Origin of the sequence: Vibrio sp. 10N.247.311.13 (assembly GCF_041467595.1) — a bacterium.
Classification (GTDB): domain Bacteria; phylum Pseudomonadota; class Gammaproteobacteria; order Enterobacterales; family Vibrionaceae; genus Vibrio; species Vibrio crassostreae_C.
In genome coordinates this window covers 1-12,782 of the sequence record NZ_JBFSUX010000068.1, presented here as the reverse complement: position 1 = coordinate 12,782, position 12,782 = coordinate 1, and the positions used below count along the sequence as shown (strand labels likewise).

Below are 12,782 nucleotides of genomic sequence, written 5' to 3'. Positions count from 1 at the left end.
TATTAAAAGGAGAAGATCATGCAGTGGAAAACAAAACTAACAACCCTCGCCACTTCTACGCTACTTTTTGCCTCTCACGTCAGTTGGGCAAATCAAGCTGCCGATTCCGTCGCACCCGAACAAAGTAGTGGTTTAGAAACCAAACAACTCGTTAAAGCCAACGATTGGATGGTCACCGCAGCCAACCCTCTTGCAACACAAGCCGGTGCTGATGTACTTGCCCGTGGTGGTAACGCAATTGACGCCATGGTTGCCGTGCAGCTTATGCTTGGCTTAGTGGAACCTCAGTCATCAGGTATTGGTGGCGGCGCGTTCCTTGTCTATTTTGATGGCAAAGACAAACAGCTCAAGACCTACGATGGCCGTGAAACTGCGCCACTTGATGCCACCCCACGTCTATTCCAAGACGAAAACGGACAACCGCTTAAATTCTATGATGCCGTGGTTGGCGGTCGTTCTGTTGCCACGCCGGGCACGGTGCAATTGCTGTGGGACACTCACCAGAAATACGGCAAGCTCGAATGGGCATCACTGATTAAACCTATCGCTCAGTTAGCTGAAGAAGGTTTTACTATCAGCCCACGTTTAGCCACCTTGATCGAAAACGACCAAGAACGTCTGAGCCGCTTTGCGACAACTAAAGCCTACTTCTTCAATGCCGATGGCAGCCCAAAAGCCGCTGGCACGCAACTTAAGAACCCTGAATACGCGGCAACGTTACACGCTATCTCCAAGGATGGTGCTAAAGCTTTCTACCAAGGTGAGATTTCTGCCGACATCATTAACACAGTACAAACAGCGAAAGGTAACCCGGGCGTATTGGCACAGAAAGATTTCGACGCCTATTCGATCAAGCAGCGCGAACCGGTTTGTTCTGCTTATGAAAGCTACGATATTTGCGGAATGGGGCCACCAAGCTCTGGTGCGTTAACGGTTGGACAAATCCTTGCAATGACTGAGCAGTTTGACCTCAAATCATGGGGGCCAAACGACGCAAAATCTTGGCAAGTGTTAGCAGACGCTTCTCGCTTAGCCTTTGCAGACCGTGGTATGTACATGGCAGACCAAGATTATGTGCCTATGCCAACCCAAGGGTTAGTGAATACTGACTATTTGCAGGAGCGTGCTCAGTTAATTACCGCAGGTAAGGCATTAGACAGCGCACCTTCAGGCACCCCACCGTGGGATCATGCGATGCAGAGAAGCCAAGATGTTTCTATTGAGTTGCCGTCCACCAGCCACTTCAACATTGTCGATAGTGATGGCAATGTCGTATCGATGACTACCACTATTGAGAATGCCTTTGGCTCACGTTTGATGGTTAGAGGTTTCCTACTCAATAACGAACTAACCGACTTCTCATTCAAGACTCATAACGATGGCAAACCTATCGCGAACCGACTTGAACCGGGTAAGCGCCCACGTTCTTCAATGGCACCGACCATCATCATGCAAGACGATAAACCTTACATGGCAATTGGCTCTCCGGGAGGCAGCCGTATCATCGGTTATGTGGCACAAGCGATCATTGCTCACACCCAATGGGACATGGATATCCAACAAGCGATCAACCAACCACACTTCCTAAATCGCTTCGGTACCTTAGATTTGGAAAAAGGAACATCAGCGGAAAACTTCAAACCTGAGCTAGAAAAGATGGGATTTGAGGTCAACGTTCGCGATCTTAACTCGGGTTTACACGCTATTCGCATCACAAAAGACGGGTTAGAAGGTGCTGCAGACCCTCGTCGTGAAGGTGCGGCTATCGGCCAATAAGAGAAAATACTCCCTTTTTACTCCCTTTTTACTCCCTGTCTTGTGCGAGATCTCTCACAAGGCAGTGAGTAAATATCGATATTTAACTGCGAAATTAAGCACCAAGATATCGTAACCAACTGAAAATAAACAATACGTACGTTTATCATTCAAATAATTATATAGAAATTCGCTTATGCACCATTGCTGATAAATAAGGAATCGGTAATATGAATGGTGTCGGAAGGATGCTGACACGGAACAGGAAACGCCAAGGACTTGGTTATCTTCAGGATGAAGATTCGATTACTCAGGATGAATAATCGGCATGGATAGCGAAATGGACATTGAATGGACGCAATAGTAACTAGGATGGTTGCTACTAAGGAAAGACAATGGACACCTCTGGACGAGGAAAGGACTGAACATCAGGATGATGTAAAGGACACCGCTCAAGGAACAAGTGACGCGCGCTAACGAGGATTGTTGGCAGATCAGGATAAGATCAAGGACACCGCTAGGAAGGCGACGAAAGGAATACGCTGAAGGATAACAGCACACTATCATGGATTTGATGCATGGAGCACACTTAGTAGCCGGATTGCTGCGAGTAAGACTATAGACCCCGATGAGCGCAAGCTCTCGGGGTTTTTCTTTATCTGCCGCTTCATTTATTCCCTCTCAAGCAAATAAATCAAAGACCTTTGATTACAATTCTGACATTTAAATAATTCACTTCTTAGCCACTTCCGAGTAACGTAAGTCTTACTAGGCTCAACTAGTTTCATAACCATAAGTAAACTAAGGACAAATTCATGTCACACGTTACCTTCAAAGGCGCTGCTGTACCGCTAACTGGCACATTCCCACAAACTGGCGAACAAGCACCAAGCTTTGCACTAACTGCAGGCGATCTTTCTGAACTGACTCTTGCTTCTCTTGCAGGCAAGAAAGTGGTTCTAAACATCTTCCCAAGCATCGACACAGCAACTTGTGCAACGAGCGTACGTACGTTCAACGCAAAAGCGGCAGAGCTTGAGAACACGGTGGTTGTTTGTATTTCTGCTGACCTACCATTTGCTGCAGGTCGCTTCTGCGAACTAGAAGGCATTGAAGGCGTTCAACACGCTTCAACTTTCCGTTCTCCTACATTCGCATCAGACTACGGCGTAGCGATTGCTGAAGGTCCACTAGCAAGCCTAACAACACGTGCAGTTGTCGTTGTTGATGAAAAGGGTGTGGTAACACACAGTGAGTTGGTTGCAGAGATCACTGAAGAACCAAACTACGAAGCGGCACTTGAAGCACTGTAAGATCCCTTCTAGTCAGTCATGTATTATGACCGCTTAAAGCGGTACGCAATAAAAAAGAGCAGCCATTGGCTGCTCTTTTTGTTTTCAATAATGAACGGTTATTAGATGCTGAAGTAATAGATTAAAGCTGCTCTAAACGCGCGTAAGCCGTTACTAACCACTTAATCCCTTCACCATTAAACGCCACTTGAACTCGGCTTTGTGGGCCACTTCCTTCGAAGTTGATGATGGTGCCTTCACCAAACTTAGGGTGCTTCACGCGAGAGCCCAAGCTAAAGCCTGTTTCATTGAAGTTCTCTTTCACAGCGGTTTGGCTAAAGCGACCACTGCTTGCAGGGCGGCTGACTTGCGCTTTCATACGCACTTCATCCAGACAGGTTTCTGGCAGCTCACGAATAAAACGTGATGGCTTATGATATTTGTCCTGACCGTACAGACGACGCATCTCAGCATAAGTGATGTAAAGCTTCTCCATCGCACGGGTCATGCCTACGTAACACAGGCGACGCTCTTCTTCTAAACGCCCCGCTTCTTCGGCCGACATCTGGCTTGGGAACATGCCTTCTTCGACACCCACCATGAACACCATTGGAAACTCTAGGCCTTTAGCACTGTGCAAAGTCATTAACTGAACCGCATCGTCAAACTCATCGGCCTGACCTTCACCCGCTTCCAAAGCTGCGTGAGTTAAGAACGCCGTCAGCATGCTCATCTCATCCGCTTCTTCCGGCTTTTCAAACTGGCGCGTTGCCGTTACCAATTCTTCCAAGTTCTCGATACGTGCCTTCGACTTCTCACCCTTCTCTTGCTCGTACATAGCAAACAGACCCGACGATTTAATCACGTGGTCGGTTTGTTCATGCAGGCTAAGTTCCAACGTGTCATCTTCAAGCGCATTAATCAGCTCGATAAAACGACTTAATGCGCCCGCAGCACGACCGGGTAGCACTTGCTCTTCTATCAAAGCAACACTGGCTTCCCACATGGTTGCACCACGATCACGAGCAGCAAGACGAATCGTTTCTAACGTTTTATCACCCAAGCCACGCGTTGGCGTATTAACCACACGTTCAAACGCGGCATCATTACTGCGGTTGCTCATGAGGCGCATGTAGCTCAAGGCGTCTCTGATTTCTTGACGCTCGAAGAATCGCATGCCGCCGTAGATTCGGTAAGGTAGACCACCTTGGATCAAAGCTTCTTCAAGAACACGAGATTGGGCGTTATTACGATAAAGCATCGCGGTATCTTCTAACGCACCGCCTTTCTCTTGCCACTCTTTGATTTTGCTGACCGTGAAACGCGCTTCATCGAGCTCGTTGTATGCTGAGTACACAGAGATTGGCTCGCCATCGTTACCATCGGTCCACAACTCTTTACCCATACGTTCAGTGTTGTTCGAGATAAGCTCGTTCGACGCCTGCAGAATGGTTTTAGTTGAACGGTAGTTTTGTTCGAGTCGAACCGTTGAAGCTCCTGGGAATTCATCCAGGAACTTCTGAATATTTTCGATCTTCGCACCACGCCAACCATAGATAGATTGGTCATCATCGCCTACGATCATCACGCGACAATCTGGGCCTGCCATCATACGTAGCCAAGCATATTGGATGTTGTTGGTATCTTGAAATTCGTCGACAAGAATGTGCTTAAAGCGAGCTTGGTAGTGCTCGCGGATGTGTTTCTTATCGCGCAATAGTTCATGCGATCTCAACAAGATTTCCGCAAAGTCGACCAAGCCAGCACGGTCACATGCTTCTTGGTAAGCAGAATAGATCTTTAACCACGTTTGAGTTATTGGATCATGGTAGGCGTCGATGTGATTTGGGCGTAATCCCTCGTCTTTCTTGCCATTGATCCACCAAGAAGCTTGCTTGGCAGGCCACTGCTTTTCATCAAGGTTTTGCGCCTTGATTAAACGACGTAGCAAACGAATCTGATCATCTGAATCAATGATCTGGAAATCTTCTGGCAGTTTTGCATCTAGGTAGTGAGCACGAAGGATGCGGTGACAAATACCGTGGAAGGTACCGTTCCACATGCCTGACGAGCTACCCATCATCAACTCTTCAATACGACCACGCATCTCTGCTGCCGCTTTGTTGGTGAAGGTAACCGACATGATAGAGAACGGCGATGCTTGCTCTACACTTTGCAGCCAAGCGATGCGATGCACCAACACTCGCGTTTTACCACTGCCAGCACCTGCCAGAATAAGTAGGTTTTCTAAAGGTGCTGCGACCGCCTCACGTTGTTTATCGTTTAGGCCATCGAGTAAAAGCGAAGGATCTATCATTGTATATGCTCACTACTGGGTATTTATACATAAAAGCTGATTATAACCTAAACACTAGGCTGCGTTTAGGATAATAAGAAGAAAAAACAATCAAAAATTAACATCATTAATTCAATAACTTAATAGATGAAACATCATTAATATTGATAATTTTTATAATACCGTGAAATTATTTCCCGGTTGTTCCAATCCTTTTTAGTAAGCAAGTTAACAATCCATTAACCTGCGATATGAAAATACTATTAAGTCCTAGAGGGAATGACTATGAAAAATTCTAATCTTGCTGTTACAGCTGCAATCACAAGTGTACTAGCGTTCGGCGGTGCAGTTCTTACATCAGCACCTGCGGAAGCAGCAGCAAAAGAAAAATGCTACGGCGTGGCAAAAGCTGGCCAAAATGATTGTGCAACCAAAACAAGCTCATGTGCGGGTACAGCAAAAGAAGACAACCAATCCGATGCGTTCGTAGTCGTACCTAAAGGGCTATGTGGCAAATTATCAGGTGGTAACACTCAATCATCATAATTGAGCTGCTTAGTATGGTGAGCTGACATTCAGCTCACCTCCACTTCTTGTTAGGAGAATCGTTGTGACTCAAACTCTTCACCCCTACGCAGGGGTTGGCCTTAGAACACCGCACTTGGACTTCTTTAGCCAAAATCCAGCCTTAGTAAGTTGGTTAGAAGTTCACAGCGAGAACTACTTCTTAGCTCAATCACCGCAACGACAACAACTCAGAGAAATTCGTCACGCACACAACATCAGTTGTCACGGTGTTGGGTTGTCGCTAGGTTCTGTTGAGCGCATCAATCAACATCATCTTGTGCAATTAAAAGAGCTCATTGATGATATCGAACCCTTCTTGGTTTCTGATCATCTCAGTTGGAGTCAGACAGGTGGTCATTACTTCAATGACTTGCTACCGCTGCCTTACACAGAAGAAGCATTGGAAGTCTTCTGTCGTAATGTCATCGAGGTTCAAGACAGCTTGCAACGCCCGATGTTGATTGAGAACCCATCGAGCTACCTATCCTTCAAGCATTCTACTATTCCTGAGTGGGAGTTTTTGGCTGAGGTACAAAAGCGTACTGAGTGTCGCCTACTGCTCGATTTCAATAATATTTTCGTCTCATCTTTTAATCATGGCTTTAGTTGTGAAGAGTACTTAAACGGAATACCAGCAGACAAAGTTGAAGAGATTCACTTGGCAGGTTTTACCAAAAAGAAGCTTGAACAAGGTGAGATCTGGATAGACACACACAGTAAACCTGTCTGTGACGAAGTGTGGAAACTCTACACTGACTGGGTTGCACAACATGGTTTGCGCCATACCTTGATTGAGTGGGATCTCGATATCCCAGAGCCACAAGTTTTATTGGCTGAAGCAACCAAAGCCAGTGATATCTTGTATCAACACGACAAGTTCAACCAAAGGAGTCGCGCCTCATGAGCCACTCCCTAGCAGAGGTTCAATTGGAGTTTGCTAACGCCCTACGCTATCAAAACAATGGTGAGTACTGCGACATAGTGAGCGACCATTTTACCGATGAACAACGCATCCAGATTTACCGTAATAACTTTGTGATCAGCTTGAGCGAAGTTCTGGCAGCAACCTACCCACTCACTGAAATGTTGGTTGGTGAAGAGTGCTTCCAACAGATGGCTCGTCAACATGTCTTACATTATCCATCGACCTCTGGTGATGTCAGTGGTTACGGTGAACACTTTGAACAGACTATCCAAGCCTTTCCTGCCGTTATTGAGGCTGCACCTTATCTCGGTGAAGTGGCTTTGTATGAATGGCAGAAAGATAGCTTGGTAAGGTTTTCGTCACAAGCACATGTCGACCAGAGACCTCTTTCTTGCCTTGCAGATGTACCACAAGAGCAACAAGGCGCTTTAGTCTTTCATCTCAAAGATTCAATAACACTGATTCATTCTAGTTACACGATTATCGCGCTTGAACACGCCATCTATCAGCAGCAACTTGATGGGCTAGACATCAACCAAGCTGAATTTGGGGTGTTAATCCGAGCTGAGAATTCACAGGTTGAGAGCCATAGTTTGAGTGAAGAGAGCCACCAACTCCTCACTGAATTGCAATCAGGTCGAACACTCTCAGCAATCGATCCTTTATTACTACAACATCTGAATACTGTTATGGCGCTAAACGTCATCTCAGGTTTTTCAATCAATGCCGAATTGGAGGCATAACATGGATAACAACACGGTCACGAACATGATGGCTCAATACGACAGTTTGATTGAGAAATCACAGGCACTTTTTGTTCCAGTGCTTCTACTATTTTGTCGCCTTTGGGTGGCGTGGGTATTCTTTAATTCTGGACTCACCAAGATAGCTACTTGGGATAGCACGCTTTACTTGTTTGAATTGGAATACCAAGTGCCACTGCTACCTTGGGAATTGGCTGCTTACATGGGCACTGCCGCTGAGTTAATTCTACCGATGTTTTTAGCGCTCGGTTTATTAACACGACCTATGGCTGCGGTGTTGTTTGTTTTCAATATCATTGCTGTCGTGTCTTACCCTGTATTGTGGGATCAAGGCTTCTACGATCATCAGCTTTGGGGGTTAATGATTCTTATCGTTGTCGTGTGGGGCGCAGGACCATTCTCACTTGATAGAGTTTTGAAAGCGCAGTTCAGGAATTAAAATAAGTTTTCACCTCTTTTGAACTGCTAAAGCTAAATGCTACAGCCCAAACGCAAGAAACCACTCAATTGAGTGGTTTCTTTTTTAACTGGGATAAGCTTACTTATTTAGAAAAGCTTGTAGCTCTTCAGCAGAGATGCCTTGCTCTGCAAGTTCTTTTGCCAATAGCTGAACCTGCTCACCCTTACGAGACTCTACCACACGCTGAAATTGGTAAATGATATCTCGCAAAGTATCGATTGGAACTTGTTTTGCCGCACTGCGAATACGCTCTTCACTTTGGTTGCCTAGCTCTTTAAGCAGTTTACCAAACATGACCTTTTCAGGTGCATCTTCCATTTGTTCTAAGACGCGCGCCATTTCGTAGGTTGTTAATGACATTACAGTATTTTCCGTTGGGGACTAACGTTTCAATGAGTGACAAATATACCATGTTTTAACGTTTCGAAAACCGCCATTTGTATATTTTGTCACCCTTGTAACTTATGCCTTAGCAAACGTTGCGTGCCAAGACTTACCCGCCTTGCTCGCAAGCACTAGTAATGCAGGAACAATCAGGAACATTTGCAACGCGATCATCACTTGCGACGTTAAATCAAGACGTTGCATGGTACCCACAAGAAGTCCTGAACCACTCATTTGGAACAAGCCTAGTAACGCAGCTGCGGTGCCCGCACGGTCACCGAAAGGTTCCAGAGCTTTACCCGCCGCAGCACCAAGAATCCAAGCAAAGCCAACCGACGATAAGAAGATCGGTAGCATGAACGCGATTGGAGTCGCGTGCTCAGCAAGCACCAACATAATCACACCCGCTAAGCCCAGCGTCGAGATACCAACCACCAGTGCTTTATAGGTACCAAAACGGTCCATAAATTTAGGTGCAGTAAACGCAGCTGCAATGTTGATGGCCGCATTAACACCAAACCAGAAAGTAAACTCTTTCATGGTCAGGCCTAGGTTTTCCATCAACACAACTGGTGCAGAGGTTACATAAGCGAGAATAACCGCCATCGCCATCAGACACAAGGTTGCGTGGAAAAGGAATGATGGTGTTTTCAATACTGACCAGTATCGCTCAAGCTTGAATACCGCAACCTTTTCTGTCGCAGGGTTAGACTCTTTCATTTGGAAGAATAAGATAGTGCCAACAACGACAGCAAAGCCTGCCATAAAGCTAAAGTTCGAGCGCCAACCAAATTGATGTGTTAACCAAGCGCCAAGAATGGGTGCCAAAGCAGGAATAAAACAGATTGCACCATTAAGGTAGCTGATCATACGGCCACTCTTCTCCGGGCCAAATAGATCGCGAACCGTTGCAAAGGCTGCTACAGAAGTCGCACAAGCTCCTAAGCCTTGTAGCAGCCGAGCCATTAGCATCATATCAATCGATTGAGCTGCCCACGCCAAGCAAGCACTCAATGCATAGATACTAACACCTCCCAATGCAACGGTTCGACGTCCTAGCTTATCAGCCAAAGGGCCAGCAAATAATTGCCCGACACCCATGGCGAATAAAAACCAGGTAATCGTATCTTGTGCTAGTGCATGTTCCACGTGAAACGCTGTCGAAATTTGTGGCAGAGCTGGTAGGTAGATATCAATAGCCAGAGGGCTAAATAAAACCAACATTGCCAATAAAGCAACCTGCAGTTTACTAGGGGTTGGAAGCGCGTTAGAAGGCACAAGATTCTCCGAATGAGTTAATTTAGGTGCATAATAACCAACTAAAGATATGAACAAAAATGGCATATACTCATTAGCATTATTCCAAATAGGAAACTCATATGAATATTGAGAAACTATCGCGCCTCGACCTCAATCTATTAGTTTGCTTGCAGGTGCTGATGGAAGAGCTAAGTGTGACTCGCACCGCCCACCGATTGTGCCTAAGCCAGTCAGCGGTTAGTAAGTCATTGGCCAAACTTCGTGAGCAATTTAATGATCCCCTTTTCACGCGAAGTGCTCATGGTCTGCGACCAACACCAAAGGCGGTCTTTCTCAAACCTCGATTAGAAACGCTGATCAACCAACTTGATGTGCTCACCCAACCAGAGACCTTCATTCCCAACAACAGTGACCACAGTTTTCACATTGCGGCTGTTGAGAGCGTTTACCCACTTATTCTTCCCCACTTTTTACCAGCGATATTTCGACAAGCCCCTAAGGTGAATATCAACACCCACGCTTGGACGGAGCAAACCTTTAAGAAGCTGCAGCTCGGTGAGCTCGATATCGGACTCACAGGTAAAGACATCGACATCAACGACGCACGTTTAACTATGCTGCCGCCAGATGATATTTGCGAGCAAGAGATCTACCGTGACGCGCAGATGTGTGTGCTAAGACGCAACCACCCCGCTCTGAATGGCAAATGGGATCTGGAAACCTACCTTGCACAGCGTCATGTACAAGTAAGATGTGATGGTAACGATCGTTGGCTGCTCGACTATAAGCTTGCCGACCTTGGTCACCAACGTGATATCGCTATTTCTGTTCCAGACTTCAATAGCGCCGCAAGCCTATGTACCTACACCGACTTTGTATTTACTGCACCAAGCCACTTTACTTACCTCGTCGCCAAGCAACTCGACTTAGTGGTTGTCCCTTTACCGATGGAATTCCCACCGATGGCATACACTCTGTTTTGGCACCGTGACAGAGAAAATGACCCAGCGTTAACTTGGCTACGAGATATCATCAAAGAAAAAACTCTGCACCTTAGGTAAAAATGGCGTACAGCGTTTGCAGCAAACGAACAAAAGCGCTAGCTTATTGACCTAATAAGTCCCCTCGCATGTATATCGACTGTGAGTGTTAACAAGGACCCTAACAATAAGGATAAACACAGATGCACAATATCACTGCTGAACGCGTTGCTGCGGTTCGAGCTTGGCTTGAAACAAACAACCTAGATGCCGTTATCATTCCACATGAAGACGAATATCTAGGTGAATACGTTCCTGCTCATAACGAGCGACTTCACTGGTTAACAGGTTTCACTGGCTCTGCTGGTGCGGCAGTTATCACTCGTGAGAACGCTGCTATTTTTGTTGATGGTCGCTACACGGTTCAGGTTCGTAAGCAGGTACCAGCAGAGTTATTTGAGTATCGCCACCTTATTGAAGAGCCGGCTTTAGATTGGATCACCAGTTCTCTAGCACAAGGCAGCAAGGTTGCATTCGACCCACGCATGCACACTGCTGCTTGGTTGAAAGGCGCTCAAGCTAAACTGGCAGAGAAAGTTGAACTAACAACACTATCTTCGAATCCAATTGATGAGCTTTGGTCTGATCGTCCTGAGCAGGTGGTATCTGATGTTCGCTTAATGGCAACAGACGCAGTAGGCCAATCAAGTGAAAGCAAACGTGCGGAGATTGCTGGCTTACTAAAAGCCAAAGGTGCTGATGCCGCTATCCTTACGGAACTCGATTCGATCTGTTGGTTGCTTAACATTCGCGGCTTGGACGTATCTCGCCTACCTGTTGTGTTATCCAATGCGATCATCCACGCCGATGAAAGCGTCGACTTCTTCCTAGACCCAGCTCGTATTCCTACGGGCTTTGAAGCACACGTTGGCAATGGTATTCGCGTATCTCACCCATCAGAGCTTGAAGCACACCTTCAATCTTTGGAAGGCAAAAATGTATCTGTCGATTCAGGTACCAGTAACGCTTGGTACACGCTGGTTCTACAAAACTCTGGTGCTCATATCATTGAAGCAGCAGACCCATGCCTAATGCCAAAAGCAGCAAAGAATGAAACTGAAATTGCCGGCATGAAAGCGTGTCACATTCGTGATGGTGTTGCGATGGCGAAGTTCCTATCTTGGATTGATGCAGAAGTCACGCAAGGTAATCTGCACAATGAAGCTGTGCTAGCAGACAAAGTTCAATCATTCCGCGAACAAGACCCAACGCTGATGGACCTAAGTTTTGACACGATTTCAGCAGCAGGCGGCAACGCAGCAATGTGTCACTACAACCACGAGAACCAACCTGAACCAGGTCAGTTAGAGATGAATACTCTTTACCTAGTCGATTCAGGCGGTCAGTACCTAGATGGTACAACCGACATCACTCGAACTATCGCGATTGGCCAGCCAAGCGACGAAATGATCCAGCAGTTCACGTTAGCGCTTAAAGGTCACATCGGTATCGCGCGTGCACGTTTCCCACAGGGTACTCGTGGTTTCCAACTTGATATTCTAGCTCGCCAACACTTATGGGCAGAAGGCTTCGACTACGACCACGGTACTGGTCACGGTGTTGGTCATTTCCTAAGTGTTCATGAAGGTCCGCAAAGCATCTCTAAGAAGCTAATCGATGTACCTCTTGTTGAAGGCATGGTGTTATCAAACGAGCCGGGTTACTACCGTGCAGATGAATTTGGTATCCGTATCGAAAACCTAGAACTGGTGGTTGAGCTGCCAACTCAAGGTGACTTCTCAGTACTAACGTTTGAGTCGCTAACACGTTGCCCTATCGATAAGCGCAACATCAACGTCGATTTACTGACACGACCTGAACTTGCATGGCTTAATGATTACCACCAGAAAGTATGGAACGATGTTAGCCCATTAGTTGAAGGTGATACATTGGAATGGTTACGCCAATCAACCACTCCACTTGCTCATGCTTAATGCTTAGCTAATTCAAACTTAATGAAATGAAAAACGGCCACCTTAGGGTATAATGCCGATCGTTTAAGAAGACTTGAACGATCCTGCAGTTAGCAGATAATCCCC

At 46.2% G+C, this 12,782-nt stretch carries 11 protein-coding genes; 8 read left to right on the top strand and 3 right to left on the bottom strand.

All coding sequences use genetic code 11. The annotated features are described in order from the left end of the window. The first annotated feature begins 18 nt into the window (after positions 1 to 18). Together ggt and tpx are read left to right on the top strand one after the other, a co-directional pair. Entirely contained in the window at positions 19 to 1,776 is a 1,758-nt protein-coding gene (ggt, locus tag AB6E52_RS20045; RefSeq protein ID WP_017062985.1) for a gamma-glutamyltransferase, read from the top strand. A gap of 794 nt (positions 1,777 to 2,570) precedes the next feature. Continuing rightward, positions 2,571 to 3,068, top strand: coding sequence for a thiol peroxidase (gene tpx / locus AB6E52_RS20040; RefSeq protein WP_017061326.1), 498 nt, complete (start codon positions 2,571 to 2,573; stop codon positions 3,066 to 3,068). A gap of 121 nt (positions 3,069 to 3,189) precedes the next feature. Here tpx and uvrD read toward each other — a convergent pair whose 3' ends face one another. Then, positions 3,190 to 5,364, bottom strand: coding sequence for a DNA helicase II (gene uvrD, locus AB6E52_RS20035; RefSeq protein WP_017103327.1), 2,175 nt, complete (start codon positions 5,362 to 5,364; stop codon positions 3,190 to 3,192). A 264-nt stretch (positions 5,365 to 5,628) separates the two neighbouring features. Between uvrD and AB6E52_RS20030 the strand changes: the two genes are divergently transcribed. From AB6E52_RS20030 to AB6E52_RS20015, 4 genes are all read left to right on the top strand, one after another. Then, positions 5,629 to 5,889, top strand: a complete 261-nt coding sequence (locus AB6E52_RS20030) for a DUF2282 domain-containing protein (protein ID WP_004736650.1) — start codon at positions 5,629 to 5,631, stop codon at positions 5,887 to 5,889. Positions 5,890 to 5,953: 64 nt separating this feature from the next. After that, positions 5,954 to 6,814, top strand: a complete 861-nt coding sequence (locus AB6E52_RS20025) for a DUF692 domain-containing protein (protein ID WP_017061324.1) — start codon at positions 5,954 to 5,956, stop codon at positions 6,812 to 6,814. After that, the gene (locus tag AB6E52_RS20020) at positions 6,811 to 7,578 is read left to right on the top strand and encodes a DNA-binding domain-containing protein (RefSeq protein ID WP_017061323.1); all 768 of its coding nucleotides are present in this window, start codon (positions 6,811 to 6,813) and stop codon (positions 7,576 to 7,578) included. Before AB6E52_RS20025 ends, AB6E52_RS20020 begins: the two co-directional genes overlap by 4 nt. 1 nt (position 7,579) lies before the next feature. Further along, positions 7,580 to 8,038 (top strand): DoxX family protein, encoded by a 459-nt coding sequence (locus tag AB6E52_RS20015; RefSeq protein ID WP_017061322.1) that lies wholly within the window; start codon positions 7,580 to 7,582, stop codon positions 8,036 to 8,038. Between the two features lie 99 nt (positions 8,039 to 8,137). On the opposite strand, the gene AB6E52_RS20010 is transcribed toward AB6E52_RS20015, so the two are convergent. Both AB6E52_RS20010 and AB6E52_RS20005 read right to left on the bottom strand, forming a co-directional pair. Beyond that, a complete protein-coding gene (locus AB6E52_RS20010; RefSeq protein ID WP_009848181.1) occupies positions 8,138 to 8,419 on the bottom strand; it encodes a hypothetical protein in 282 nt (93 codons plus the stop codon). A 102-nt stretch (positions 8,420 to 8,521) separates the two neighbouring features. Then, the gene (locus tag AB6E52_RS20005; RefSeq protein ID WP_198594316.1) at positions 8,522 to 9,721 is read right to left on the bottom strand and encodes a multidrug effflux MFS transporter; all 1,200 of its coding nucleotides are present in this window, start codon (positions 9,719 to 9,721) and stop codon (positions 8,522 to 8,524) included. 101 nt (positions 9,722 to 9,822) lie between these two features. On the opposite strand from AB6E52_RS20005, the gene AB6E52_RS20000 reads away from it, so the two are divergent. Both AB6E52_RS20000 and AB6E52_RS19995 read left to right on the top strand, forming a co-directional pair. After that, a complete protein-coding gene (locus AB6E52_RS20000) occupies positions 9,823 to 10,764 on the top strand; it encodes a LysR substrate-binding domain-containing protein (RefSeq protein WP_017061320.1) in 942 nt (313 codons plus the stop codon). A gap of 122 nt (positions 10,765 to 10,886) precedes the next feature. Continuing rightward, complete coding sequence (locus AB6E52_RS19995; RefSeq protein WP_102320438.1) at positions 10,887 to 12,677, top strand: aminopeptidase P family protein; 1,791 nt, start codon at positions 10,887 to 10,889, stop codon at positions 12,675 to 12,677. The last annotated feature ends 105 nt before the right edge of the window (positions 12,678 to 12,782 follow it).

What these genes read in the sequence shown, in the direction of transcription:
- ggt (WP_017062985.1), top strand. Translation starts at nt 19, where the DNA reads ATGCAGTGGAAAACAAAACTAACAACCCTCGCCACTTCTACGCTACTT.
- tpx (WP_017061326.1), top strand. Translation starts at nt 2,571, where the DNA reads ATGTCACACGTTACCTTCAAAGGCGCTGCTGTACCGCTAACTGGCACA.
- uvrD (WP_017103327.1), bottom strand. Translation starts at nt 5,364, where the DNA reads ATGATAGATCCTTCGCTTTTACTCGATGGCCTAAACGATAAACAACGT.
- AB6E52_RS20030 (WP_004736650.1), top strand. Translation starts at nt 5,629, where the DNA reads ATGAAAAATTCTAATCTTGCTGTTACAGCTGCAATCACAAGTGTACTA.
- AB6E52_RS20020 (WP_017061323.1), top strand. Translation starts at nt 6,811, where the DNA reads ATGAGCCACTCCCTAGCAGAGGTTCAATTGGAGTTTGCTAACGCCCTA.
- AB6E52_RS20015 (WP_017061322.1), top strand. Translation starts at nt 7,580, where the DNA reads ATGGATAACAACACGGTCACGAACATGATGGCTCAATACGACAGTTTG.
- AB6E52_RS20010 (WP_009848181.1), bottom strand. Translation starts at nt 8,419, where the DNA reads ATGTCATTAACAACCTACGAAATGGCGCGCGTCTTAGAACAAATGGAA.
- AB6E52_RS20000 (WP_017061320.1), top strand. Translation starts at nt 9,823, where the DNA reads ATGAATATTGAGAAACTATCGCGCCTCGACCTCAATCTATTAGTTTGC.
- AB6E52_RS19995 (WP_102320438.1), top strand. Translation starts at nt 10,887, where the DNA reads ATGCACAATATCACTGCTGAACGCGTTGCTGCGGTTCGAGCTTGGCTT.